Consider the following 25,260-nt stretch of genomic DNA (forward strand, 5'->3'; position numbering starts at 1 on the left):
CACGCGCCGCCAGCGCTGTGGCTCGCAGGGGGGCGACTGTGCGATTCGCTTGTGCGAGAATAGCCGCGATCTACACGCACACTAAAAACAGTGGAAGAGACATCATGTACCAAGAATTGATCCGCAATGAACTGACCGAAGCTGCCAGCGTGCTGCAGGCCTTCCTGGCTGATGAGCAGAACCTGAAAAACATCGAAGCGGCCGCCAAACTGCTGGCTGACTCTTTCAAAGAAGAGGGCAAGGTGCTCTCTTGTGGCAACGGTGGCTCCCACTGTGACGCCATGCACTTCGCCGAAGAGCTGACCGGTCGTTACCGCGAGAACCGCCCGGGTTATGCCGGTATCGCCATCTCCGATCCGAGCCACCTCTCCTGCGTCTCCAACGACTTTGGCTATGACTATGTCTTCTCCCGCTACGTAGAAGCGGTCGGCCGCCGTGGCGACGTGTTGCTTGGCATCTCTACCAGCGGCAACTCCGGCAATATCCTGAAAGCCATCGAGGCGGCCCGCGCCAAAGGGATGAAAGTGATCGCCTTGACCGGCAAGGATGGCGGCAAGATGGCAGGTCTGGCGGATGTCGAGATCCGCGTGCCGCACTTTGGCTATGCCGACCGTATTCAGGAAGTGCACATCAAGGTGATCCACATCCTGATCCAGCTGGTCGAAAAAGAGATGGCCAAGTAATCAGGCTGTCACTACCAGACAAGGGCAACGCCGGTAGCATGGTTCGCCATCGGCCGGTTGTTGCCAGTCACAGGGGAAGAGATTGCGCCTTCCCCTGCTGTCTGTCGAACCAGCGTGCTGGTCGAACATGACACAAGCCAAATCATGAAAGGAGTCTGCCGGATATGTGCGAACTGCTCGGCATGAGTGCCAATGTGCCGACCGATATCTGCTTCAGCTTTACCGGGTTGATGCTGCGCGGCGGCAAGACCGGGCCCCACAAGGATGGCTGGGGGATCACCTTTTACGAAGGGAAGGGCTTTCGCACCTTCAAGGATCCCGAGCCCAGCGCCCAATCTCCCATCGCCAGACTGGTACAGGCGCTGCCCATCAAGAGCTGCGCTGTGGTCAGCCACATTCGGCAGGCCAATCGTGGCTGCGTGTCACTGGAAAATACCCACCCCTTTACCCGTGAGCTGTGGGGCCGTTACTGGACCTTCGCCCACAACGGTCAGCTGACCGGTTACAAGAAGCTGCCAACCGGTCGCCACCGTCCGGTAGGGGATACCGACAGCGAACACGCCTTCTGCTGGCTGCTCGACCGGTTGGAGCAGAAGTACCCCAAGCGTCCTGCAAACTTTCCCGCCATGTTTCGCTATATGGCCACCTTGTGTGATGAGCTCAGAGCATTCGGGGTGTTCAACATGCTGCTCTCGGACGGGGAGTATGTGATGAGCTACTGCAGCAACAACCTGCACTGGCTGACTCGCTGCGCGCCATTTGGCGAGGCGAGTTTGCTGGATGAGGAGGTGGTGATCGATTTCCAGAGCGAGACCACACCCAACGATGTGGTGACGCTGGTCACGACGCGGCCGCTGACCGGCAATGAGAACTGGATCAAGATGGCCCCCGGCGAATTCAATCTGTTCCGGCTTGGGGAGCGGGTGGCGACCAATCGGGTTGCGCTTGGGCAAGATAAAAAAATACCAGGGTAGATACCTACCCTGGTTCTTCGCAGCAGCCATAAAAGGCAAAAGGGATGAGAGGTGTTGCTGAGCATCATCACTCTGACGGCATTGAGTGTTGATCAATTGTTAATTTGTGGCAATCAAGTTGTTGGCTTGACGGGCGCTTGAGCATCGCTATTTCGATACTGATCACATTTTTTGCCACTTTATTCCCTGAGCCATCCAATCGGGTGCTTCATCACTGCCTGGTCGTGAGCCACGACATCGAAAACTATCTATAGTATGGTCTGTTTGAATACCGTTCTGGAGGAGCCTCGCATGGAGTGGGTGGATCGCAAGGTGTTGCAGCAGCTGGCAGAGGATATCGGTCCGGATATGCTGCCCGTGGTCATCGCAGTCTTTATTGAAGAGGTGGGCGAGCAGCTGAGTCAGCTCAGACCCCTCTATGAACAGGGAGAGTGGGAGGCGCTGGCTCGGGTGGCGCACAGCATGAAATCATCCTGTGGCAGCTATGGCGCCATGCCGAGTTATCAGCAGGTGATGGCACTTGAGATGGCCAGCAAGCAGGCCGATGTGGCAGAGGCAGAGCGCCAGTTGCAACTGCTGGAGGCCTCCTTGCCCCAAGTGCTCGCGTTTCTTGCCGATTATCAGTAACGGCGCCATGCAGGGGTGCCGGGGCGCAGTGACCGTTGCCTAACGCTGGTTGAGCAGTTGCTGGATGATCCGGTCCAGCGCCAGTTTAAGCTTCAATCGATCGTGCCGATGGGGCAGCTCAAGCTCGCCCAGCTCGGCTTCGATCACACGCCCTTGCCAGCCCCCCGCATCACCTGCGCCCTGTGGGGCCAGGATGGCATCCAGCCGACCCTGACCGACCCGGGATTCCAGCCAGCGACACTGACTCATCAGATCCAGCTGGCTGGCAGGGCCGTTTTCCGCCACCAGATTACAGACGAAAACCAGCATGGCGCTGCTCTCGTTGATGGCCTGGGCGATCTCGGCCAGCAGCAATGGCGGCATGATGGAGGTGAGGAAACTGCCCGGCCCCAGAATGATCATGTCCGCCTGCTGCAATGCCAGCACCGCTTCGCGGGTCGCTTGCACCTCCGGCATCAGGCCGAGGGAGAGGGGTGGTGTTGCCAGTTGATCGATGGATACCTCTCCCAGGATCTGGGTGCCACACTCCATATGGGCGCAGAGATCGGTGGGAAATTCAGACATGGGTAGCAATTGTGACTCTATTTTGAGCATGTCACTGATCAGCTTGATAGCATCAAGAGGACGGACACAGAGATTATCGAGCGCCAGCAGCATCAGGTTGCCAAGGTTGTGGCCCGCCAGCTCGCCTTTGCCGGCAAAGCGGTATTCGAACAACAGGCTGCCGATGCTGGGATCGGTGACCAGCTGGTTCAGGCAGTTGCGCAGATCGCCCCAGGCGATGCACTCCTGACTCTTGCGCAGGCGTCCGGTCGAGCCGCCATCATCTGTGGTGGTGACGATGCCGGTGAGCCGTTGACCGAGAAACGAGAGGGACGAAAGCACTCGTCCCATACCATGGCCACCACCGATGGCAACGACCCGATCGAAGTCATTGATGTTTTTTTGCCACATATGGGCGTCCTGTCATTGGTCTCAGTTGACCGCTATGTTAGCAAGCGAAGCGAGATAATTGTTTGATAAAGGTATGATTTTTGCTTGAGGCTGCCATTCGATAAAACAAGGAGATGGTGTTGAAATTTCTGACCGTTCACTCCCTCGCCCAGAATTCATCGCTGGCGGCCCAAGATATCTGCGCGCAGCTGCGCCACCATGCCGATCAGGCCCCCTCCCTGCTGTTGCTCTATTTTACCCAAGCCCATGAGGGGGCGATACTGCGCGACGCGCTCAAATGCCAGTTCCCGACGACCCGCCTGCTTGGGTGCAGCTCTTGCGGTGGTGTCATGACCGAGATGGGACACCACGCCCGAGACGGATATGGGCTGGCGGTTGCTGCTCTGTACGATGAGAAAGGGGCATTCGGGGTAGCCGGTGCCAGCGGTGACGGGGTGGATGTGCGGCAGTTGCTGCGCCGAGCCATGAGCGACTGTGGTCGACCGGGCGAGCTGCCCCAGCTGATCCTGTTTCATGCCAGTCCCGGCAAGGAGGAGGGGCTGCTGGCCGGAATCGAGGCAGAACTCGGTGCCTCGGTGCCGGTGGTCGGTGGATCCGCGGCTGATAGCAGCGTCAGCGGTGACTGGCAGCTCTGCTGGGATGAGGCGGTGGCTCAGGATGGCATCGGTCTGGCGGTGCTCTATCCCGATTGCCAGCTGGCTTTTCAGTTTCACTCCGGTTATGTGCCTGCCGAATTCAGTGGTGAGATCACCGCCTGCAACGGGCGGGAGGTACTCACCATCGATCACCAGCCTGCTGCCGAGGTCTATGCCCGCTGGTGCGGTCGCGAGCAGCCCTGGCCGGTGGGGGCGATTTTGCGGGAGACCACGCTCACCCCGCTGGCCCGTCAGGTGGGAGCGCTGGATGGCATTCCTTACTACAAACTCTCCCACCCCGAAGCGGTGACCGAACAGGGCGGGCTGCGGCTCTTTACCGATGTGGTGCAAGGGGAGCGTCTGCTGTTGATGTACAGCAGTCAGGAAGGGTTGTTGCAGCGCAGCCTCAATGCCATGCGTATCGAGCCAGGGTATGGGGTCGACGTGGAATTGCAGCCTATCGGCGCTCTCATCATCTTTTGTGCTGGTTGTCGTTTGGCGCTAGGTGATATGTTGTGCCAATTTGTCGAGCAGAGCCAGGCTCGCCTCGGCAAGATCCCTTTTATCACCCCCTTTACCTTCGGCGAGCAGGGGCGGCTGCCCAATGGCGAGCTGGCCCACGGCAACCTGATGGTATCGAGTGTGATCTTTCTGACCGCTTGAGCAGAGCAGGATACAAGATGATTGGCAACAGTGAATTGGAAGCCCTTGGCGACAAACTGCAGGCGACCCTGGTCGATCTTATGCGCTGTCGTGAGCGCGAGGCCAAGTATCGTCATGAATCCCATACCCTGCTGAAAGGGGTGGCTACACTGGCTGATGCCAAAACGCTGGAGCAGGTGCTGGAGAGCCTCATTCAAGTGCTCAAGCCCTTTATTGGATTTGAACATGCGGATGTGGTGGCCTGGAGTGGGGAACAGGGCATCACCCACCTCAGTACCGAGCCGGAACAGTGCGGTCGCAGCTGGTTGATGACCCCGGCCTTTGCTCGTGCCATTGCCGGAGAGACGTTGGTGATCTATGACCCGTTCCAGTTGCCTGAGCTGGCACCGCTGGCGAGCGAGCCGGGCTGGGCCAGCCTGATGCTGACCGGGCTGCAGGCCCCCGGCTTTACCGCCGTTATCCTCTGTCGGCACTCGCTGGCCGGCTCCTTCGATCTGACCAGCAAGGCGGCCATGCAGCGCTGCCGTCCGTTGATTTCACAAGCGCTGGTCAACATTGCCTATCGGGCCCGCTTGCAGGAGCAGGTCGATTTAAAAACTCAGGCCCTGCAGGCCAGTGAACGCCGTTTTCGCAGTTTTGCCGCCATGGCCTCCGACTGGTTCTGGGAGACCGATGCCGAACACCGGCTCAGCTATGCTTCCGAGCCCGGTTACCTTGACGAGATGACCCCGCTGGCAACCCGGCCGACCCTCTATGACTATGTCTGCAACAAGCAGAGTACTGAGTCACAGGCATATCTCGACCTATTGGAGCAGCGTAAACCGGTTCGGGCTGTACGCATGCAGGTTGCGATGCTCGACGGCCCCCGCTGGATGGAGGTGAGTGCCGAACCCTGTTTTGATCATGGGGGGGCTTTTACGGGATATCGCGGTACCGCACGCGATATCAGCCACCAGATCCATCGTGAAGAGGAGCTGGCGCGGGCACGGGACGATGCGGAGGCGGCCAACCGTGCCAAATCCCAGTTTCTTGCCATGATGACCCACGAGATCCGCTCCCCCATGAATGCGGTGCTGGGGATGCTCGACCTGGTGCTACACGCCGAGCTGGCACCCGAGCAGAAGCAGTTGCTACGTCATGCCACCCACTCTGCCAGATTGCTGCAGACCATCATCGACGATGTGCTCGATTTCTCTAAAATCGAGTCCCAGACCCTGGTGTTCCATTGCGAGACCTTGCAACCGATCCAGTTGTGTCAATCCGTGATCGAACCGTTGCAGAACCGTGCCGACGGCAAGGGCATAACACTGAGCTATGGGGTAGATGAAGCTGTCCCTGCCGAGCTGCAGGGAGATCCGGTGCGTCTTACCCAGGTGATGGGCAATCTGCTGGACAACGCCCTCAAATTTACCGAACAGGGAGAGGTCACTCTCCATCTGGGTTGGCAGGATGAGAAGCTGCTGATCTCGGTCTCCGACACCGGGATCGGGATCGCTGATGCGGATCAGGCGCTGCTGTTTGAACCCTTCTCCCAGGTCGACAACTCGGCCACCCGGCGTTTTTCCGGTACCGGCCTCGGTCTTGCCATCAGCAAGCGTCTGGTGACGCTTATGGGGGGAGAGATCCACCTGAAGAGCGAGCCGGGCAAGGGAAGCTGTTTCTGGTTCGAACTGCCCGGCATGGCGCTACCCTGCCATAGCCAGCCGCAGCGGGAGGAGGGGGCTTCGGCACTGTTGCCACTGGATGTGCTGGTGGTGGAGGACAGCCCGGTGAATCAGCTGGTGGTGTCGCTGATGCTGCAAAAACTGGTGGGCAAGGTTCGGCTGGCTGCCAATGGTCTGGAAGCGCTGGCGCAGGTGGATGAGCAGCTCCCGGATCTGATCCTGATGGATATGCGGATGCCCCTGATGGACGGACTGGAAGCGACCCGACGCTTGCGTGAGTTGGGATGCACCATGCCTATCGTCGCCCTGACGGCCAATGCGATGGCGGAGGACAAGGCGTGCTGTCTGGCGCAGGGGATGGATGACTTTCTCGCCAAGCCTATCACCTTGTCACGGTTGAGAGAGTGTTTGCAGCGTCACTTTGGTCAGCGGTTGCCGACGCGCGGATAAAAAAAATGGTCAACTTTGTGGGTTGACCAGTTCTTCAGCAAATACTGAAGAGAGCACGGGATAAATCGGGTTGTATCAATCTATATGAAAAATCTGTGCCAACTTTTTTAGGACTCTTTTGTGTTCAATTTTGGCCGTTTAGCGCAGCGGCTCTCTCTTGTTATGGCGTTTTGCGTTCCTACTTACTCGCAAAATGCGAATTTCACATTTTCATTGTTGGAATAATTGCATTTTGCAACGCTGTTTTTGTCATTGTGAAATCAGGCGATGCAGAAATTTACGGGCCGCTTCGCTGTTTTGTTTGGCAATCAGCATCTGCTTTTCATAAATCGGCATCGGCAATATCTCGAGCCAGCGCTGGCAGAGCCAGGCGGCATCTTCAAAGCGCTTGTCCGGATAGAGCTCATCAAGCTCCGGATACTGCTCGAACACTTCCCGCAGGCGATTGACCAGCAGCTTGTCGTTGAAATCTGAGTGGGTGCTCGGCCAGTTGGGCAGCATCTCCACCTTGGCCCGGCGCAGGCCCATCTCGTCTGTTTCCATCTCGTGGATGCAGAAGCGCTCCAGTCCCAGCACCGTCACTCCCAGCAGGCCATCATTAAGGCTGTAGAAGTCAGTCACCTTGACCCGGGTGCCCACCGGCAGAATGCGGCCGGATTGTCCCGAGGTGGTCGACTCTTCCATCACGATGCCAAAGCCCTGATCGTTGATGAATGACTCCTTGAGCATCTGCAGGTGGCGTGGCTCGAACAGACGCAGAGGAAGCTTGCCGCCCGGCAGTATGTGGGAAGGCAAGGGGAACAGTGCCAAAGGTTGTAGTTTCATGTTCCATCCTCCATTGAGTAGTTGCTGAATATGACAATGCAGCGACTGTGCCAGAGAATGAAAAAAGCCACCGGAGGGTGGCTTTTCGGGCGGTTGAGGGCGCTTAGTTGCGCTGCTCCAGATACATGACAGCCGCTTCCACGCGGCTTTGCGCCTCGAGTTTCTTCAGCAGGCTCTTCACGTGAACCTTGACCGTTCCCTCGGAGATATGGAGTACCGAGGCGACCTGTTTGTTGGAGAGGCCTTTTGCAATTTCGCGCAGGATTTGCATTTCGCGACGCGTTAAGCTTTCCAGCTTCTGCTGCAGGTGATCCAGCTCGTAGATGTTTTCGAGATAGGGGCGCAGCGGTTCGCTCAGGATCTGCTTGCCGGTCATCACGTCGGCCAGCTGGGCCAGCAGCAGATCAGGCTCGGTATCCTTGAGCAGGTAGCCGTCGGCACCGGCCTTGAGCAAAGCCACCACATCCTGACGGGCATCGGAGACGGTGAGGATCACTACCCGGGAGGTGATCTCCTCGGCGCGCAGCGCCTTGAGGGTATCGAGGCCGGAGAGCCCCTTCATGTTGAGATCGAGCAGGATCAGATCCGGCTCGGACTCTTTGGCCAGCGCCACGGCATCTGTGCCGTTGGAGGCTTCACCGGTCACCTCCATGTTCTCTTCCAGAGCCAGCAGCTGCACAATCCCTTTGCGCATGAGGGGATGGTCATCTACGACCAGAACTGTGTATTTCATCTCGTCCATCAGGCGTCTCTCGTTAGACTGGTGGGAAAGGTCAGATGCACGCAGGTGCCTTGTGGTTGCTGCTCGTTGATGGTCAGCAGACCGTGCAGTTTGCTGGCGCGCTCGTTCATGATGCTCAACCCGTAATGGTTGATCGCCGAGCTGGCGAGTCCGATCCCGACACCGTCATCTGAAATCTGAACCTCAATGTTACCACTGGCGAGGGTCTCACAGCTAACATCAATCACTTGCGCGTTGGCATGTTTGATGGCATTGAGCACTGCCTCACGGATCAACTGCAAAATGTGGATATGCTGGCCCGCCTCCAAGTCGTTGTCGGCCAGTCCGTAATGGAACCGGATTTCGGCCTGGGTCTGAGGCTGCAGTTGATCAAGCATGACGCGGATCGCTTCCCCCAGATTGGCATCGCCAATGGTGAGACGGAAGGTACCGAGCAGTTCGCGCAACTGGGTATAGGCATTGCTAAGCCCCTCGTCGATCTGCTGCATCGCCTCCTGCGCCTTGTCATGCTGCCCCTTGGCGTAAGAGCGCTTGAGCAGGGTGGACTGGATCTTGAGATAGGAGAGGGCTTGCGCCAGCGAGTCGTGCAGCTCGCGGGCGATCACCGCCCGCTCCTCCATCAGCAGCAGTCGCTGCTGTTGCAGCAGGGTCTGGTCTTTGTGCAGCACCTGAGCCAGCAGCATGGTGAAGTTTTTAATCAACCGCTCATCGATGGGGTGCTGGCTGATGATGTCGAGGCGGCCGAACTCCTGCTCATCCATCTGCAGATAGAAGCTGGCGACCGCATCGAGATCGCCGGGCCAGCCGGTGCGCCCCGAGATGTAGACCGGCATGGCGTTGTGCTCGAAGCGGGTCAGCCGGATATGGTCGATATGCTGGTGGGCGGCAGCGCGGTCCAGCAGTTTGATGAGGGTACGGGTACTGAGCGGGGCGGCGTGCAGCTTCTGGGCGGTCGAGTAGAGAAACGAGAGGGTGTCGTTGGCCTGTTGCAGCTTGGCGGTTTTCTCTTCCACCTTGTTTTCCAGCTCCCGATAGAGCTTGCCCAGCTCGTCGGCCATGGTGACGAAGGCGCGCGACAGTTCCCCCAGCTCGTTTTCGCCGTGGGCGGGCAGCTTAAGATCGAAATCCTGCCGCTGGATCTGGCGGGCACAGTAGACCAGCTGGTTGAGGGGGGCGACCACCTGCTGACGGGTGAAGCGCACCGTGAACCAGGCGATGGTGATGATGGCCAGCAGGCCGAGCCCCTCCGCAAGCGCCAGCATCCTCACCTTGAATTCCACGTGGTACTGCATCTGATTGACGAAATTGTCGATGGCCGCCACAAACTGCTCGGTATTATCGGTGTACCGTCTGGGGGTGCGATCCTCGATGTGCTGGCGCATCACCTGCCACTGGCCGAGCACTTCGCCATAGGTGCGGCGCAGGGAGGCAGGCGTGATCCAGCGCTGGGTCTCCTGCAGCTCTTCGGCGTGCAGGGTCTCTTCAAACTGGGAGAGGCGTCCCAGCACGCTGTCGCCCCGCTCGATTTCGTAGGCCATCCGGTAGGCCTGCATCCGCAGCGAACCGGAGAGGTTGATCGCCTTGGCATCGGGTACCGAGTAGAAGAGGGTGACCATGGCGACCAGCGCGATCAGGCTGGCCATGAAGAGGATCAACACCATGGCGCGACCAATGGCACTGCTGACCGAATGGACCCTGAACCGTTTTCCCATACTGATGCGCACCTCTGAATAGTGATAAGGACCCCGCAAGATGCGTGGGAGTGTACTCCAACTTGTGTTAGCATCGAAAAACTAGATGAACTCCGAGCGGTTTTGCCTAAGTCCTAGCGATAGGGGGAAACCAGCCGTCAGCCGACGTTCGAGCTGTAAGGGTCAGGAAAGAAATGCCCTGGCCTCCCGTATTTGGAAAGGTGTTTATGTTGCCACTTGAAGATGGTTTTTCCCGTCGTTTTTACTATTTGCGTCTGTCGGTGACCGATGTGTGCAATTTCCGTTGCACCTATTGCTTGCCTGACGGTTATCGCCCCCCGGAAGTTCACAAAGCGGGGCGTCAACCCTTTCTCTCGATTGACGAGATCCGCCGTGTGGTCAGCGGTTTTGCCGCCATGGGCACCCGCAAGGTGCGGATCACGGGGGGCGAGCCCTCCCTGCGCCGCGATTTCACCGAGATCGTCAAGGTGATTGCCACCACCCCGGGTATCGAGAAGGTCGCCATGACCACCAACGGCTATCGCCTCAAGGAGCGGGCCCAGGAGTGGTTTGATGCCGGACTCAACGCGCTGAATGTCAGTGTCGACAGTCTCGACCCGCGCCAGTTTCATCAGATCACCGGTGAGAACAAGCTGGCCGAGGTGATGGAGGGGATCGAAGCAGCACTGGCCGCCGGTTTCAAATCGGTGAAGATCAATGCTGTGTTGCTTAAGGGGCTCAACGACTACCAGCTTGATGCCTTTCTGGGCTGGATCAGGCACAAGCCCATCGAGCTGCGCTTTATCGAGCTGATGCAGACCGGCGAGATGGATACCCTGTTTCGTGACCACCATGTCAGCGGTGAACAGATCAAACAGCGCTTGCTGGAGAGCGGCTGGGTGCAGCAGTTGCGGGGCACGGATGACGGTCCGGCGCAGGTCTTTATGCACCCCGATTCGCAGGGCGGAGTGGGGCTCATCATGCCCTACAGCAAGGATTTCTGTGCCGGTTGCAACCGGCTGCGGGTCTCCTCGCTGGGTAAGCTGCATCTGTGCCTGTTTGGCGACAACGGCATCGACTTGCGGGATCTGCTCGGCGCAGATGGGCAATCTGATGAGCTGCAACAGCGCATTCGCGCGGCACTGGCGGGCAAGAGTGCCACCCATCGTCTCCATGAGGGCAATGCCGGCATCACCCCTCATCTCGCCTCGATCGGCGGATAACCGCAAAAAATCGCCAACGATTAAATAGCAATCCTCACATGGAGGTATTTTAACCGATACCTCCTTTTTTATTGCGCTGCAAGGCTTTGATCTGGCGCAAGAATCCCCCCTGTTTATCTCCCTGGTGGTATATCCCTTACCTTGTCAGGGCCGCAATATACACCCACTCTTATAATTGGTATCAAGAATGCCAATCATGGACTCGCACTGTCCCCTTTTTCACCAGAACAGGAGTCAACATGCCGGATGAGATCGATCTTGCCCGCCGCGGCCTGTTCCGGGGGCGGCTGAGAACTGCCGAACCGCCGGTGCAGTTGCCCTGGTCAGTCAACTGGTCGGCATTTGTCGCCGACTGTACCCGCTGCGGGGACTGTCTGGCCGCCTGTCCGGAGCAGATCCTGGTGAATGGCGAGGGCGGTTTTCCGGTGGTCGATTTCCAGCGTGGCGAATGCACCTTCTGCACCGAGTGCGTCACGGTCTGCAAGGTGCCGCTGTTTCGCCCGACCAGCGAGTCCCCCTGGCACTACAAGGCCCATATCGAGGCCAACTGTCTGGCCAATGGTCAGGTGTTTTGCCAGCGCTGTCAGGACAGCTGCGAGCCCAATGCCATTCGCTTTATTCCGGTGCTGGGGCGTGTGCCCACCCCGACGGTCGAGCCGGATCGCTGTAATGGCTGCGGCGCCTGCGTGCAGGATTGTCCGGTTGGCAGCATCAAGGTCGATGGGCGAGCCGCCCCATCCGGTGTTACGAGCCAGTCCACCCTCAAGCAGGAGTCAGAATGAGTCAGAAGCCGTGTGACACAGAAGCCACAATGGATCAGGAGTTCCATGTATCGAGTCTGGTGGTGCTGACCCAGCCCCCCTTGCGCCATCAGCTCGCCGAGCAGATTGGCGCCCTTGAAGGGGCCGAGATCCACGCCGTCAGTGACGAGGGCAAGCTGGTCGTGACCCTGGAAGGTCCGAGCCAGCGGCCGATCATGGCGGCCATTGATGCGATACAGGCGATGCCGGGTGTGCTCTCTGCCGCCCTGATTTACCACCAGTTCGATGAACTGGGCGGTCACTGAAAAGAGTGATGGGATGCCGGGCGTGCCCTCTGCCGCTGATGGCTGGCTCCCGTTCGACAGATTCGACAACTATTACGCGATAAGCAATGTGAGGATATGCCATGAAGCTGAGTCGACGCGACTTTATGAAGGCCAACGCGGTGGCAGCTGCCGCTGCCGTGGCCGGTGTCAGTGCCCCCACGCTGGCAGCCAATCTCATCACCAGTACCGACAAGACGGCCATCCATTGGGATAAGGCTCCCTGCCGCTTCTGCGGTACCGGCTGCTCCGTGCTGGTGGGCTCTCAGGATGGTCGGGTCGTGGCGACTCAGGGCGACCCCGATGCACCGGTCAACCGTGGCCTCAACTGCATCAAGGGCTACTTCCTCTCCAAGATCATGTACGGCCAGGATCGCCTGACCCAGCCGATGCTGCGGATGAAGAACGGCCAGTTCGACAAGGATGGCGACTTCGCCCCCATCAGCTGGGATCAGGCGTTCGACATCATGGCCGAGAAGTTCAAGGCGACCCTGAAAGAGAAGGGGCCGACCGCCGTCGGCATGTTCGGCTCCGGCCAGTGGACCGTCTGGGAAGGTTACGCCGCCGCCAAGCTGATGAAGGCCGGTTTCCGCTCCAACAACATTGACCCCAATGCCCGTCACTGCATGGCCTCTGCGGTCGTTGGCTTCATGCGTACCTTCGGCATGGACGAGCCGATGGGCTGCTACGACGATATCGAGCAGGCCGATGCGTTCGTGCTGTGGGGCTCCAACATGGCCGAGATGCACCCCATCCTCTGGTCGCGGATGTCTGATCGTCGCCTCTCCAACCCGGATGTGCAGGTGCACGTGCTCTCGACCTTCGAGCACCGCAGCTTCGAGCTGGCGGACAACGGCATGGTGTTCACTCCGCAGACCGACCTGGCGATCCTCAACTATGTCGCCAACTACATCATCCAGAACGACAAGGTGAACTGGGACTTCGTCAACAAGCACACCGTGTTCAAGAAGGGGGTCACCGACATCGGTTACGGCCTGCGCCCGACCGATCCGCTGCAGCAGAAAGCGAAGAACCCGGACAGCGGCGATGCCACTCCGATGACCTTTGAGGAGTTTGCCAAGTTCGTGGCGGATTACGATGTGGAGTCGGTCTCCAAGCTCTCCGGCGTCTCCAAAGAGAAGCTGGAAAAGCTGGCCAAGCTCTATGCCGACCCGGGCAAGAAGGTGGTCTCCTACTGGACCATGGGTTTCAACCAGCATACCCGTGGCGTCTGGGCCAACAACCTCTGCTACAACATCCACCTGCTGACCGGCAAGATCTCCGAGCCGGGTAATGGTCCTTTCTCACTGACCGGCCAGCCCTCTGCCTGTGGCACCGCCCGTGAAGTGGGTACCTTTGCCCACCGTCTGCCTGCCGACATGGTGGTGACCGAGCCCAAGCACCGCGCCATTGCCGAGCAGATCTGGAAACTGCCGGAGGGGACCATTCCCGACAAGGTGGGTTTCCACGCCGTGCTGCAGGATCGCATGCTCAAGGACGGCAAGCTCAATGCCTACTGGGTGATGTGCAACAACAACATGCAGGCCGGCCCCAACATGAATACCGATCGCCTGCCTGGCTATCGCGATCCGCGCAACTTCATCGTGGTCTCCGACCCGTACCCGACCGTCACTGCCCAGGCCGCTGACCTCATCCTGCCCACCGCCATGTGGGTGGAGAAAGAGGGTGCCTACGGCAATGCCGAGCGCCGCACCCAGTTCTGGCACCAGCAGGTGAAAGCGCCGGAAGGGGCCAAGTCCGACTTGTGGCAGCTGATGGAGTTCTCCAAGCGCTTCAAGGTTGAGGAAGTGTGGCCGGCTGAGCTGATTGCCAAGATGCCGGAAGTGAAGGGCAAAACCCTGTTCGATGTGCTCTATGCCAACGGTCAGGTCAACCAGTTCCCGAAAGAGCAGAGCAAGGGGCTGCTGAACGACGAAGCCGAACACTTCGGGTTCTACGTTCAGAAGGGCTTGTTCGAGGAGTACGCCACCTTCGGTCGTGGCCACGGTCACGATCTGGCACCGTTCGATCAGTACCACGAAGCCCGTGGTCTGCGCTGGCCTGTGGTAGATGGCAAAGAGACCCTGTGGCGCTATCGCGAAGGGTTCGACCCCTATGTGAAAGCGGGCGAGGGGGTACGTTTTTATGGCAAGCCCGATGGCAAGGCGGTCATCTTCGCCCTGCCGTTCGAGCCCGCCGCCGAGTCGCCCGATAAAGAGTACGATCTGTGGCTCTCCACCGGCCGCGTGCTGGAGCACTGGCACACCGGCACCATGACCCGTCGGGTGCCCGAGCTCTATCGCGCCTTCCCGGATGCGGTGCTCTTCATGCACCCGGACGATGCCAAGGCTCGCGGCGTGCGTCGTGGTGAAGAGGTGATCGTCTCCTCCCGCCGTGGCGAGGTGAAGACCCGGCTCGAGACCCGTGGTCGCAACCGTCCGCCGAAAGGACTGGTCTTCATGCCCTTCTTTGATGCGAGCCAGCTGGTCAACAAGCTGACCCTGGACGCCACCGATCCGCTCTCGAAAGAGACCGATTACAAGAAGTGCGCCGTCAAGGTGATGAAGGCTTAAGGCGGGGGAGTGCGAGATGAGTCGTAGTCGTCGCCAGTTTCTGGCCGACATGGCCAAGGGGGCCTGCGGTGTGGGCCTGCTTGGCGTGGGGCTCGGTGGCGTGGCCCGCCAGCAGGCACAAGCTGTGCCTGCCCAGGCGCTGCGTCCGCCCGCCGCCCTCGATGAAGCAGAGTTTCTCGGCGCCTGCGTGCGTTGCGGGCTCTGCGTCGAGGCGTGCCCCTACGACACTCTCAAGCTCGCCCGGCTGTTTGACCCTGTGACCACTGGCACCCCCTATTTCAAGGCGCGTGCCGTGCCCTGCGAGATGTGTGATGACATCCCTTGCGTGGTGGCCTGTCCGAGCGGGGCGCTGGATCAGCAGATGACCGACATCGATCAGGCCCGGATGGGGGTAGCAGTGCTCATCGATCACGAGACCTGCCTCAACTATCTGGGTTTGCGTTGCGATGTCTGTTATCGGGTCTGCCCGCTGATTGACAAGGCGATCACTCTTGAGCTGCAGCATAACCAGCGTACCGGCAAGCACGCCATGTTCCTGCCCACGGTACACAGCGATATCTGTACCGGCTGTGGCAAGTGTGAGCATGCCTGCGTGCTGGAGGAAGCGGCCATCAAGGTGGTGCCACGCCAGCTTGCCAAAGGTGAGCTGGGTCATCACTACCGGCTCGGCTGGGAAGAGAAGGCCAAGGCGGGGAACAAGTCGCTCATCGGCGACAGGCTCACCCTGCCCACCCGCAAACCGGAGGGGTTATGAGTCGTTATCCGGGGGAAGAGGCTCGCATCAAGCTGGGGTGGTGGCGTTCCCACCGCTTCCTGATGCTTCGTCGGCTGAGTCAGTTCAGCGTGCTCGGGCTGTTTTTGCTGGGGCCGCTGGCGGGCATCTGGATCCTCAAGGGCAACCTCTCCAGCTCGCTGTTGCTGGAAACAATGCCGCTGACCGATCCCCTTACGCTGTTGCAGTCGCTGGCGGCGGGCCACTGGCCCATCACCACCCTCTGGCTGGGGGCTGCCATTGTGCTGGCCGGTTACTGGCTGGTGGGGGGGCGGGTGTTCTGCTCCTGGGTCTGTCCGGTCAACCTTATCACGGATGCAGCAGCCTGGCTCAGGGGGCGCCTTGGCCTCAAGGGCAATGGCCAGTTCAGCCGTGCGACCCGCTACTGGCTGCTGGCCATGGTGCTGGTGGTGCCAGCGGTGGTCGGGGTGATGGCGTGGGAGTTGGTCAATCCGGTGTCGCTCGCCATGCGCGGTCTGCTGTTTGGCATGGGGGCTGGCTGGGCCCTGCTGGCGGCGCTGTTCCTGTTCGATCTTTTCGTGGTTGAGCGGGGCTGGTGCGGTCATCTCTGTCCGGTGGGGGCCTTCTATGCCCTGGTCAACCGGGTCGGATTTATCAAGATTTCTGCCAAGGGGCGCGAGCGGTGCAACAACTGCATGGATTGTTATGCGGTCTGCCCGGAACGTCCCATCCTGCGCGGACCTGTTCATGGTGCCAAGCGCGGTCACGGGCCCTTGATTGCGGCTCAGGAGTGTACCAACTGTGGCCGCTGCATCGATGTCTGCGCGGAACAAGTTTTTGAAATCACTGTAGGTTTTGCCGTCAAGGCAGAAAAAACGTCGGAGAACAAATAATGAAAAAGCTGATTGGAGCAATGCTGGCCTGCCTGATGGCGGGATCCTTGATGGCAGCGGCCCCCGAGATCACCAACAGTACCGGTGGCCTCAAGTCCGAGCGTGGCGCCACCGATCTGGTGACCGATGCCACTGCCGCGCCCCTGAAAAACTTCCGCAAGGATGGTGCGCCCTACGATCGCCAGTACATGCATCAGCCGCCGCTGATCCCCCACGACATTCGCAACTATGAGGTGGACACCAAGGTCAACAAGTGCCTGGCTTGCCACAGCTTCAAGAATGCCAGCGCCATGAAGGCCCCCAAGATCAGTCCGACTCACTTCGAGACCCGCGACGGCCTGACCCTGGGTGAAGTGTCGCCGCGTCGCTACTTCTGCCTGCAGTGCCATGTACCGCAAGCGGATGCCAAGCCGCTGGTGGAAAATACCTTTAAACCGGTTGAAGCGCTGAACTGAGGAATCCATAGATGAAATTACCCGGCTTTATCCAGCGTCTGTGGACCACCTTCAAGTCACCATCAAAGGCGGCTCTCTGGGTCATCCTGCTGATGGGCTTCTTCGGTGGCGTGATTTTCTGGGGTGGCTTCAACACTGCCATGGAAGCATCCAACACAGAGGCCTTCTGCACCAGCTGTCACGAGATGAAGGACAACGTGTTCGAGGAGTACCGCGACACCATCCACTACGCCAACCGCTCCGGCGTGCGGGCCAGCTGCCCGGATTGCCACGTGCCCCATGAGTGGACCTACAAGATCATCCGCAAAGTGCAGGCTTCCAAGGAGCTGTGGGGCATGATCACCGGCAAGGTGGATACCCGTGAGAAGTTCGAGTCGCACCGGCGCGAGATGGCGGAGCGGGAGTGGCAACGAATGAAAGAGACCGATTCGCGCGAGTGCCGCAACTGCCACAACTTCGAGTACATGGACTTCTCCCTGCAGGGGCAGCGTGCCGCCAAGATGCACTCTACCAATCTGGCCAGTGGTGAAAGTACCTGCATCGACTGTCACAAGGGGATTGCGCACCAGCTGCCCGACATGACCGGGGTGAAAGGGTTCTGATCCTGCGACGACAGGCCGGGTTTACCCGGCCTGCGTTTTGCTCATATATGGGACAAGCATCAGATTTGTGTGTCTTTTAAATCCCATATCTCGTGAAACCTTTGATAGAATCAGCCCGCCGTCACACGCTTGAGCAAGTTGGTCCCCCTGTCTGCGTCCGTTTTTGCGTCCTGACAGCCGGCCTCTCATACCCCTTCTCTTCCTGCCTCGTTGACGGCCCATAGCCACAAGGAGCTGCCCGATGGGACAGAAACACAACGCATTTATTCCCCTCAAGATCGCCGTGCTGACGGTTTCCGACAGCCGCACCGCCGCCGATGACAGCTCGGGCGACTATCTGGTCTCGGCCCTTACCGACGCGGGCCATCAGCTGGCCGATCGGGCACTCTGCCCCGACAACCTGTTTCGCATTCGAGCCCAGGTGAGCGAGTGGATCGCCGATGAAGGGGTGCAGGTGGTGCTGATTAACGGCGGTACCGGCTTCAATGAACAGAACCGGGTACCGGAAGCGGTCGGTGTGCTGTTCGAGCGCACCGTACAGGGTTTTGGCGAGATGTTCCGTCAACTCTCTTTTGCCGAGATTAAAGGCTCCGCCATGCAGAGCCGTGCGCTGGCGGGACTCGCCAATCGCACCCTGATCTGCTGTCTGCCGGGCTCCACCGGCGCCTGTCAGCTGGGTTGGGAGCAACTGATCCGCGATCAGCTCGATGCCCGCACCAAGCCGTGCAACTTTGTCTCCCACCTCTGAGAGCAAACGATGAACCAGACAGATACCAAGCAGACCCAGCCCAACCTGACGCATCTGAACCAGAGCGGTGAAGCCCATATGGTGGATGTGACCGACAAGCAGGTGACCGAGCGCGAAGCCCGTGCCGAGGCGTTTGTTGCCATGACCCCCGAGACGCTGGCGCTGATCCTGAGCGGCCAGCACCACAAGGGTGACGTGTTCGCCACCGCCCGCATCGCAGGCATCATGGCTGCCAAGAAGACCGCCGATCTTATCCCACTCTGCCATCCGCTGGCCTTGACCAAGGTCGAGGTGGAGATAGTGCCGCTGGCCGAGCAGCGCAAGGTGCATATCCGCACCCTCTGCAAGCTCTCAGGCAAGACCGGGGTGGAGATGGAGGCGCTGACGGCGGCATCTGTTGCGGCGCTGACCATCTACGACATGTGCAAGGCGGTGCAAAAAGACATGGTGATCGAACAGGTGCGGCTGGTAGAGAAAAAGGGCGGCAAGTCTGGCCATTTTCAGCTGGGGTCAACGAACGGGGAACAAGCATGATCAAGGTACTGTTTTTTGCGCAAGTAAGAGAGCTGGTTGCCTGCGATGAGCTGAGCCTGCCGTGCGACTATGCCACTGCCGAAGCGCTGCGTGCGGCGCTCTGTGAACGCGGCGACAAGTGGGCGCTGGCGCTGGAAGCTGGCAAGCTGCTGGTGGCGGTCAACCAGACGCTGGTGCCCCTCGATACCCCCATTAATGATGGCGATGAGGTTGCTTTTTTCCCGCCAGTGACCGGAGGTTAAGGATGAGCGAGGCAACCATGACCGATCGCATTCTGGTGCAGCGGGAAGATTTCTCGCTGGCGGACGAATATGCCCGCCTCGCCACCCGCGCCGACAGTGGCGCCATCGTCACTTTTGTTGGCAAGGTTCGCGACTTCAATCAGGGGGAGGAGGTGAAGGGGCTTGCCCTCGAGCACTACCCCGGCATGACCGAGAAGGCGCTGGCCGATATCGTGCAGGAGGCCCGTTGCCGCTGGCCGCTGCAGGAGTGTACCCTCATTCATCGTATCGGCGAGCTGTGGCTTGGCGAGCAAATCGTGCTGGTGGCGGTGAGCAGTGCCCACCGCGACGCAGCCTTTGATGCCTGTCACTTCATCATGGATTTCTTGAAAACCCGGGCGCCGTTCTGGAAAAAAGAGCTGACCGCCGAGGGTGTGCAACGCTGGGTCGAGGCCAAGGAGAGCGACAACGCCGCCGCTGCCCGCTGGCAAGCCTGACCTGTTCATCACGAGGGGCGCAGGTTCAACGGGAACCACGGCCCCGCCAAGGGGCGCGGATGTGCGGGCCCCATCAGGAGAAAGGGAATGAAACCGCTGTTATCTGTTGTCATCGCCGGCGTCTGCGCCGCCACCTTGCATACCGGTGCCGTGCAGGCTGATGAAGTGAAGGTGGCTGTGGCTGCCAACTTCAAGGGAACCATCGAGCGTATTGGCAAGGAGTTTACCGCCAAGACCGGCCACACCCTGGCCATCTCGTCTGCCGCCACCGGAGTGCTCTACACCCAGATCAGTCACGGCGCGCCGTTCGATCTCTTCCTCTCCGCCGATGCGGCGACCCCCGAGAAGCTGGAAAAAGAGGGCAAGGGGAGCGATCGCTTCACCTACGCCATCGGCCAGCTGGGGCTGTGGAAGAAAGGGGGGCCGGCCCCTGACGAGGCGACCCTGCGCAGATGGAAAGGCAACCTCGCCATCGCCAATGCCCGTACCGCCCCCTATGGTGCTGCCGCCATGGCGACCCTCACCCATCTCAAAATCGATCCCAAGCAGTACCGGTTGCTGACCGGCGCCAACATCGGCCAGACCTGGCAATTTGTCGACACCGGCAATGCCGAGCTGGGCTTTGTCGCCTGGGCCAATCTGGTGGAAGCGGGCAAGACCGCCGAAGCCTGGGCAGTGCCTGCCGACTTCTATCCGCCCATCGAACAGCAGGGGCTGGTATTGAAGAAAGGCGCCGCGGTCGAGGCGCTGGTCGCCTGGCTCAAGGGGCCAGGTCAGGCGCAGATCAAGGCTGCGGGCTATGCCTTGCCCCAATAAGGGGATGGGGTTGACGCAATACCCTGAGTGGTCGGCCTTCGGGTCGGCCACTCTTTGCAATGAGGATGGAGACCATGCCGTTGGAGGCATTTATCAACCGGGAGGTCGGCAATGAGTGAAGGGGATCTGCTGGCTGTCTGGCTCACCCTGAAGCTTGCGGCCAGTACCACAGCGATTTTGCTGTTGCTGGCTCCGCCGCTGGCCTGGTGGCTGTCGCGCAGTCAGAATCGGCTGCGGCCGCTGGTGGAGGCGCTGGTGGCGCTGCCGCTGGTGCTGCCCCCCACAGTGCTGGGTTTTTATCTGCTGCTCGCCTTCTCCCCCGAATATGGCTTCGGCGCCTGGTGGCGCGACACCTTTGGTGTCCCGCTCGCCTTCAGCTTTCTCGGCCTGCTGTTTGCCTCCATCCTCTATTCGCTGCCGTTCGTGGTGCAGCCGCTCACCTCCGCCTTCGTCAACATGGGCAACAAGGAATTGGAGGCCGCCGCTACTTTGGGGCTCGGCCCGCTGGAACGGTTCTTCCACATCATCTTGCCGATGACCCTGCCGAGCTTTGTGATGGCGGCGGCCCTCGGCTTTGCCCATACATTGGGGGAGTTTGGCGTGGTGCTGATGATTGGCGGCAATATCCCCGGCGAGACCCAGGTGCTCTCCATCGCCCTGTTTGATCATGTGGAGGCGATGGATTACCAGAACGCCCATATTCTGGCTGGCGGCCTGATGGCCTTCTCGCTGGTAATGCTGGTACTGGTCTACGGGGTGTTGCAGCGCAGACAGCGGAGAGTATTTGGATGAACCAACCCGCCACTATGCCGTCAGTGAACGAGCCACCCCGCCATGCCCTGAACCTCCATGCCCGGCGTGAGTTTGGCCCCTTTACCCTCGACTGCGCACTGACCCTCGAACTGGGGGGGATCCTCGGCCTGTTCGGCCCCTCGGGCTGTGGCAAGAGCACCCTGCTGCGCATCATCGCCGGGCTCGATCGCCGAAGCGGGGATCGCTTGCGGTGGCGCGATCGGGAGTATGCTCAACTGCTGCCCGAAGCGCGCCGGATCGGGCTGGTGTTTCAGGACTCGCGGCTCTTCCCCCATCTGACGGTGCTCGGCAATCTGCAACTGGCGGCCCGCAAGGGGCGAGGGCGCTGGCAGCCCGAAGCGCTGGCGGCTCGGCTCGGTTTTGCCGATCTGCTGGGGCTGCCTGCCCATGCCCTCTCTGGCGGTCAACGCCAGCGGGTAGCGCTGGGGCGGGCGCTGCTGGCCGAGCCTGATCTGCTGCTGCTCGATGAGCCTTTTTCTGCGCTCGATCGGCGCAGCCGCATCCATCAGGCCCATGTGCTAAAGGGCTTGCAGCAGGAGAGCGGCATCCCGATGATCTTCGTTAGCCACGCCATGGAGGAGGTGAGCCTGCTCTGCGATCAGCTGGTGCTGCTGGAAGGTGGCAGGGTGGAGGCGCAAGGTCGGCCGAGCGAGATTTTCGCCCGAACCGATCTCTCGCTTGCCAGTCGCGACGATGCCGGGGTGATGCTGGCGGCGACCCTCTCTCACTACGATGAAGAGGAGCAGATGGCGACTCTGCAACTCGGTGAGCAGCGACTGCGGGTCACCATGACCCATGTGCCGGACGAGAGTGGCCCCTTGCAGATCAAGGTGGCGGGACGGGATGTGGTGATTGCTACGGCCCCCATCGAGCACTCCAGTCTCTCCAACTGTCTCATCACCCGTCTGCTGGCGGTGCGCGAGGTGCGCCCCGGCCAGACCCTGTTGCAGTTGGCGCTGGGTGAGCAGATACTGCTGGCCCGGATCACCAGCCGCTCCGCCAGGCGGCTGGCGCTGGCGCCGGAGCAGCAGATCTACGCTTATATCAAGGCGGTGAGTCTGGTCAGCGAAGGCTGATTGGGCGCCGTGCTGATAACGTGGCAGGATGGCCACGGGCAACATAACAACAAGAGATGGTTCAGGTGATGAGTCGAGAGGCAATACACTGATGCGCCGCAATCAGGTGATGAAATTAAACGGTCTTGCCCTGCGCAGCGCAGGAGAGGGCCCCTTGCTGTTGCTGCTGCACGGGCTGGGCTCCTCGAGCCTCGACTGGCAGGCGCAGATCGAACGGTTTTCCGAGCACTACCGGGTGGTGGCGCTGGACTTGCGCGGCCACGGCCAGAGCATGCAGGAGGGGCCGTTCGATGTGGCGACCCTGGCAGCCGATGTGGTGAACTGGCTCGACGAGCAGCCAGAACCCGCCTGGGTTGTCGGATTGTCGCTCGGGGCCATGGTCGCGCTGGAGCTGGCGCTGCAACTGCCCCACAAGGTGCAGGGGCTGGTGCTGGTCAATGGCTTTAGCGAGTTTCTGCTGGAGACCCCCAAAGAGCAGGAGCGTTATGCCCAGCGCCTCAAGTGGCTGCGCTGGTTCGGTATGCGCCCCCTCGCCTGGTGGCTGGGACGCGAGCTCTTCCCGGGCCCGGATCTGGCACAGGTGCGCCACACCTTCCGACTGCGTTTCGTGCGCAATAAAAAGAAAACCTACAAGGCGCTGCTGGAGGCACTACCCGGTTGGTCGGTGCGCGCCCGGCTAGGCTCCATCTGGCAGCCGGTGGCCATCATCTCCACCAGTCATGACTACCTGCCGCTGGCGAAACGGGTAGAGCAGTTTGCCGCCCTGCCCAACGCCACCATCCACACTCCCAACGGCCACCACGCCTGGCCCGCGGAAGATCCCTCGGGCTTTAATCACCTGTTGCAAAGGATCCTCACGACCCATTGAGGAAGGGGTTGTTAGGTGCAGGTACCAAAAAGCCGAACCACAGGGTTCGGCTTTTTTGATCCCGTTTGCGTCAAGGGTGGGAGCAGACCGGGCAGTCGGGGCGTTTGGGCAGCTTCATCTCGCGGAAGGTGCCGCTCAGGCCGTCAATCATCAGCAGGCGGCCGCTGTAGCTTTTGCTCATACCTGCCAACAGCTTGATGGCTTCCAGTGCCTGCAGGCTGCCCACCAGACCTACCACGGGGGCGAGTACCCCCGCCTCGACGCAGGTGAGGGCCTGCTCGCCAAACAGGGCGCTGAGGCAGGCGTAGCAGGGCTCATCTTCCTGCCAGGTGAAGCTGCAGAGCTGCCCCTCCAGCCGGATGGCGGCGCCGCTGACCAGTGGCACGCCATGCTGGCGTGCCTTTTGATTCAGCAGGTTGCGAATGGCCAGATTGTCGGTGCAGTCGAGTACCAGCTGATGCCGTGGCAGCAGGCTATCGAGCAGCGCCTCGTCGGCCACGGCAGCGTGGGTCTCCACGTTGAGCCAGGGGTTGAGGGCGCGCAGCGATTGCGCTGCGGAGTCCACCTTGTAGTGACCGATGCGCTCATCGTTGTGCAACACCTGACGCTGCAGATTGGAGAGCTCCACCTTGTCGAAATCGACCAGGGTGAGCTGGCCAACCCCGGCCACCGCCAGATACTGGCTGGCGGCGCAACCAAGGCCACCGGCGCCGATCACCAGCACACGGGCCTGCTTGAGCGCCTCCTGTCCCTCGAAGTCGAAGGATTTGAGGATGATCTGGCGGTTGTAGCGCAGCAGTTCGGCGTCGCTCAGGATCTCGCTCACAGCAGCAATCCCCCGAATGGCTCGACGGTGACGGTTTCACCCACAGCGACGCGGCCCCGCTCGCGCTCAAGAATGATGTAGCAGTTGGCCCACGACAGTGAGCTGAACACGGCGGAGTCCTGCGAGCCGGTACTGCGTACCTCGAGACCGTTTGGCCCCTGACTCAGGATGCCGCGCTGGAAGTCGAGTCGGCCCGGGCTCTTCTTGAGCGGCTCGGTGGTGACGGCCTGCAACTGAAGCGGGCGTTCGAAGCGTTGGCCCGCCAGCTTGGCCAGCGCCGGTTGCACCAGCTGATCGAAGGTGACCATGGCGGAGACCGGGTTGCCCGGCAGGCCGAAGAACCAGGCGCGGGGCAGGCGGCCGAAGGCAAATGGCTTGCCCGGCTTGATGGCCAGCTTCCAGAAGCCGATCTCGCCGAGCTCGTCCAGCAGCTGTTTGGTGAAGTCCGCTTCCCCTACCGAAACGCCGCCGGTGGTGATCAGCACATCGGCCTCGTCATCGGCACGGATAAAGGCGGCACGCAGCTGGGCGGGATCGTCCGGGATGATGCCAAGGTCGAGGCAGTCGCAGCCCAGCCGTGCCAGCATGGCCCGCACGCCGTAGCGGTTGGAGTCATAGATATCGCCGTGGGCAAGCGGGGTGCCGACCGGTTTGAGCTCGTCACCAGTGCTGAAAATAGCCACTTTCAGCGGGCGGCGCACCGCGACGGTAGCTACGCCAAGGGAGGCCAGCAGTGGCATTTCGCGCGGGGTGAGGCGAGTACCGGCTGGTAGCACGCAGGCGCCTTTGCCGATATCGCTGCCGGCGCGGCGGATATTCTGGCCCGGTTCGGGTTGTGCCAGAAAAGTGATCCGATCGCCATCGGCCTGCGTTTCTTCCTGCATCACCACTGCATCTGTCCCTTCGGGAACCGGGGCGCCGGTCATGATCCGCACGCAGTGGCCAGCGGGCCACTCGCCCTGATAGGGCTGACCGGCAAACGCCTTGCCCGCCATGATGAGCGGGGTGCCGCTGGCGAGATCCGAAAGGCGCACTGCATAACCGTCCATGGCAGAGTTGTCGAAGGGGGGTACGGCGAGGGGAGAGGCGATATCGCTGGCCAGCACCCGGCCAAGGGCCTCTGGCAGGGGCAGCTGCTCGCTATCGCAGCAGCAGGCGAGTTGTTCCAGCATTCCTTGCAGGGCATCGCTTAAGGGGAGTAGTCCGCTGGTATCAAATCCCATCGTCATGGCCTCTTTCTATGATTGAAGGCGGGATTATCACAAAAATCCCCGGGGATGGGCAGGTTATCTCAAGGATTCTCGGGGTAATCGGCGCTGAAACGGGGGGAGATGGTCATAAAGTATGAGGTGACGCACAAGTTGACTTGAATCTTGGCGGCAATGGCCGT

The 25,260-nt window shown here is 60.4% G+C and carries 27 protein-coding genes and 1 riboswitch; of the genes, 21 read left to right on the top strand and 6 right to left on the bottom strand.

Annotation, left to right across the window (positions count from 1 at the left end; all coding sequences use genetic code 11):
- The first annotated feature begins 104 nt into the window (after nucleotides 1-104).
- The 3 genes from lpcA (at nucleotide 105) to G5306_RS04670 (ending at nucleotide 2,284) form a co-directional block, all read left to right on the top strand.
- A complete protein-coding gene (gene lpcA, locus G5306_RS04660; RefSeq protein ID WP_005334485.1) occupies nucleotides 105-683 on the top strand; it encodes a D-sedoheptulose 7-phosphate isomerase in 579 nt (192 codons plus the stop codon).
- A 164-nt stretch (nucleotides 684-847) separates the two neighbouring features.
- Nucleotides 848-1,657, top strand: a complete 810-nt coding sequence (locus tag G5306_RS04665) for a class II glutamine amidotransferase (RefSeq protein WP_421172031.1) — start codon at nucleotides 848-850, stop codon at nucleotides 1,655-1,657.
- A gap of 291 nt (nucleotides 1,658-1,948) precedes the next feature.
- Nucleotides 1,949-2,284 (top strand): Hpt domain-containing protein, encoded by a 336-nt coding sequence (locus G5306_RS04670; protein ID WP_005353511.1) that lies wholly within the window; start codon nucleotides 1,949-1,951, stop codon nucleotides 2,282-2,284.
- Between the two features lie 39 nt (nucleotides 2,285-2,323).
- Here the strand turns inward: G5306_RS04670 and G5306_RS04675 are convergent, their stop codons facing one another.
- Nucleotides 2,324-3,238 carry a gluconeogenesis factor YvcK family protein gene (locus tag G5306_RS04675; RefSeq protein WP_201937091.1) on the bottom strand — a complete coding sequence of 305 codons (915 nt, stop codon included), beginning with the start codon at nucleotides 3,236-3,238 and terminating at the stop codon, nucleotides 2,324-2,326.
- A 113-nt stretch (nucleotides 3,239-3,351) separates the two neighbouring features.
- Here G5306_RS04675 and G5306_RS04680 point away from each other — a divergent pair, with 113 nt between their 5' ends.
- Both G5306_RS04680 and G5306_RS04685 read left to right on the top strand, forming a co-directional pair.
- Nucleotides 3,352-4,536, top strand: a complete 1,185-nt coding sequence (locus tag G5306_RS04680; RefSeq protein ID WP_421312466.1) for an FIST signal transduction protein — start codon at nucleotides 3,352-3,354, stop codon at nucleotides 4,534-4,536.
- A 17-nt stretch (nucleotides 4,537-4,553) separates the two neighbouring features.
- A complete protein-coding gene (locus tag G5306_RS04685; RefSeq protein WP_421207948.1) occupies nucleotides 4,554-6,650 on the top strand; it encodes an ATP-binding protein in 2,097 nt (698 codons plus the stop codon).
- 249 nt (nucleotides 6,651-6,899) lie between these two features.
- Here G5306_RS04685 and G5306_RS04690 read toward each other — a convergent pair whose 3' ends face one another.
- The 3 genes from G5306_RS04690 to narQ all read right to left on the bottom strand — a co-directional run bounded on the left by G5306_RS04690 (nucleotide 6,900) and on the right by narQ (nucleotide 9,929).
- Nucleotides 6,900-7,475, bottom strand: a complete 576-nt coding sequence (locus G5306_RS04690) for an LON peptidase substrate-binding domain-containing protein (RefSeq protein ID WP_201937094.1) — start codon at nucleotides 7,473-7,475, stop codon at nucleotides 6,900-6,902.
- 103 nt (nucleotides 7,476-7,578) lie between these two features.
- Entirely contained in the window at nucleotides 7,579-8,217 is a 639-nt protein-coding gene (gene narL, locus G5306_RS04695) for a two-component system response regulator NarL (RefSeq protein ID WP_005334471.1), read from the bottom strand.
- A complete protein-coding gene (narQ, locus tag G5306_RS04700) occupies nucleotides 8,217-9,929 on the bottom strand; it encodes a nitrate/nitrite two-component system sensor histidine kinase NarQ (RefSeq protein WP_201937096.1) in 1,713 nt (570 codons plus the stop codon). Before narQ ends, narL begins: the two co-directional genes overlap by 1 nt.
- 78 nt (nucleotides 9,930-10,007) lie before the next feature.
- Nucleotides 10,008-10,148: riboswitch (molybdenum cofactor riboswitch) on the top strand.
- Here narQ and moaA point away from each other — a divergent pair.
- From moaA to G5306_RS04780, 16 genes are all read left to right on the top strand, one after another.
- The gene (gene moaA, locus G5306_RS04705) at nucleotides 10,136-11,131 is read left to right on the top strand and encodes a GTP 3',8-cyclase MoaA (RefSeq protein ID WP_421312467.1); all 996 of its coding nucleotides are present in this window, start codon (nucleotides 10,136-10,138) and stop codon (nucleotides 11,129-11,131) included. Its footprint overlaps the riboswitch before it by 13 nt.
- 239 nt (nucleotides 11,132-11,370) lie before the next feature.
- On the top strand, nucleotides 11,371-11,913 hold the full coding sequence (gene napF / locus G5306_RS04710; RefSeq protein ID WP_139410607.1) for a ferredoxin-type protein NapF: 543 nt from the start codon (nucleotides 11,371-11,373) through the stop codon (nucleotides 11,911-11,913).
- A 29-nt stretch (nucleotides 11,914-11,942) separates the two neighbouring features.
- The gene (locus G5306_RS04715; protein WP_031227438.1) at nucleotides 11,943-12,197 is read left to right on the top strand and encodes a chaperone NapD; all 255 of its coding nucleotides are present in this window, start codon (nucleotides 11,943-11,945) and stop codon (nucleotides 12,195-12,197) included.
- Nucleotides 12,198-12,298: 101 nt separating this feature from the next.
- Complete coding sequence (napA, locus tag G5306_RS04720; protein ID WP_421312468.1) at nucleotides 12,299-14,788, top strand: nitrate reductase catalytic subunit NapA; 2,490 nt, start codon at nucleotides 12,299-12,301, stop codon at nucleotides 14,786-14,788.
- 16 nt (nucleotides 14,789-14,804) lie between these two features.
- The gene (napG, locus tag G5306_RS04725) at nucleotides 14,805-15,542 is read left to right on the top strand and encodes a ferredoxin-type protein NapG (RefSeq protein WP_139410605.1); all 738 of its coding nucleotides are present in this window, start codon (nucleotides 14,805-14,807) and stop codon (nucleotides 15,540-15,542) included.
- Nucleotides 15,539-16,414, top strand: a complete 876-nt coding sequence (gene napH / locus G5306_RS04730; RefSeq protein WP_257687424.1) for a quinol dehydrogenase ferredoxin subunit NapH — start codon at nucleotides 15,539-15,541, stop codon at nucleotides 16,412-16,414. The genes napG and napH overlap by 4 nt, the downstream gene beginning before the upstream one ends.
- Nucleotides 16,414-16,869, top strand: a complete 456-nt coding sequence (locus G5306_RS04735; protein WP_005334452.1) for a nitrate reductase cytochrome c-type subunit — start codon at nucleotides 16,414-16,416, stop codon at nucleotides 16,867-16,869. The genes napH and G5306_RS04735 overlap by 1 nt, the downstream gene beginning before the upstream one ends.
- An 11-nt stretch (nucleotides 16,870-16,880) precedes the next feature.
- Complete coding sequence (locus G5306_RS04740; RefSeq protein ID WP_005353459.1) at nucleotides 16,881-17,471, top strand: cytochrome c3 family protein; 591 nt, start codon at nucleotides 16,881-16,883, stop codon at nucleotides 17,469-17,471.
- A 241-nt stretch (nucleotides 17,472-17,712) separates the two neighbouring features.
- A complete protein-coding gene (gene moaB, locus G5306_RS04745; protein WP_064340970.1) occupies nucleotides 17,713-18,219 on the top strand; it encodes a molybdenum cofactor biosynthesis protein B in 507 nt (168 codons plus the stop codon).
- 9 nt (nucleotides 18,220-18,228) lie between these two features.
- Entirely contained in the window at nucleotides 18,229-18,753 is a 525-nt protein-coding gene (gene moaC, locus G5306_RS04750; protein ID WP_421312469.1) for a cyclic pyranopterin monophosphate synthase MoaC, read from the top strand.
- Complete coding sequence (gene moaD / locus G5306_RS04755) at nucleotides 18,750-18,995, top strand: molybdopterin synthase sulfur carrier subunit (RefSeq protein ID WP_059168580.1); 246 nt, start codon at nucleotides 18,750-18,752, stop codon at nucleotides 18,993-18,995. The genes moaC and moaD overlap by 4 nt, the downstream gene beginning before the upstream one ends.
- A gap of 2 nt (nucleotides 18,996-18,997) precedes the next feature.
- Entirely contained in the window at nucleotides 18,998-19,471 is a 474-nt protein-coding gene (moaE, locus tag G5306_RS04760) for a molybdopterin synthase catalytic subunit MoaE (protein WP_421312470.1), read from the top strand.
- 87 nt (nucleotides 19,472-19,558) lie between these two features.
- A complete protein-coding gene (modA, locus tag G5306_RS04765; RefSeq protein WP_201941326.1) occupies nucleotides 19,559-20,287 on the top strand; it encodes a molybdate ABC transporter substrate-binding protein in 729 nt (242 codons plus the stop codon).
- A 111-nt stretch (nucleotides 20,288-20,398) separates the two neighbouring features.
- Nucleotides 20,399-21,079, top strand: a complete 681-nt coding sequence (gene modB / locus G5306_RS04770; RefSeq protein ID WP_421312471.1) for a molybdate ABC transporter permease subunit — start codon at nucleotides 20,399-20,401, stop codon at nucleotides 21,077-21,079.
- Complete coding sequence (modC, locus tag G5306_RS04775; protein WP_421312472.1) at nucleotides 21,076-22,176, top strand: molybdenum ABC transporter ATP-binding protein; 1,101 nt, start codon at nucleotides 21,076-21,078, stop codon at nucleotides 22,174-22,176. The genes modB and modC overlap by 4 nt, the downstream gene beginning before the upstream one ends.
- A 91-nt stretch (nucleotides 22,177-22,267) precedes the next feature.
- On the top strand, nucleotides 22,268-23,044 hold the full coding sequence (locus tag G5306_RS04780) for an alpha/beta fold hydrolase (protein ID WP_421312473.1): 777 nt from the start codon (nucleotides 22,268-22,270) through the stop codon (nucleotides 23,042-23,044).
- Between the two features lie 70 nt (nucleotides 23,045-23,114).
- Here the strand turns inward: G5306_RS04780 and moeB are convergent, their stop codons facing one another.
- Nucleotides 23,115-23,870 (bottom strand): molybdopterin-synthase adenylyltransferase MoeB, encoded by a 756-nt coding sequence (gene moeB / locus G5306_RS04785; protein WP_021229343.1) that lies wholly within the window; start codon nucleotides 23,868-23,870, stop codon nucleotides 23,115-23,117.
- Nucleotides 23,867-25,093 carry a molybdopterin molybdotransferase MoeA gene (gene moeA / locus G5306_RS04790; RefSeq protein ID WP_421312474.1) on the bottom strand — a complete coding sequence of 409 codons (1,227 nt, stop codon included), beginning with the start codon at nucleotides 25,091-25,093 and terminating at the stop codon, nucleotides 23,867-23,869. Before moeA ends, moeB begins: the two co-directional genes overlap by 4 nt.
- Nucleotides 25,094-25,260: the final 167 nt, after the last annotated feature.

The organism is Aeromonas sp. 603404, from assembly GCF_049171775.1.
Classification (GTDB): domain Bacteria; phylum Pseudomonadota; class Gammaproteobacteria; order Enterobacterales; family Aeromonadaceae; genus Aeromonas; species Aeromonas veronii_A.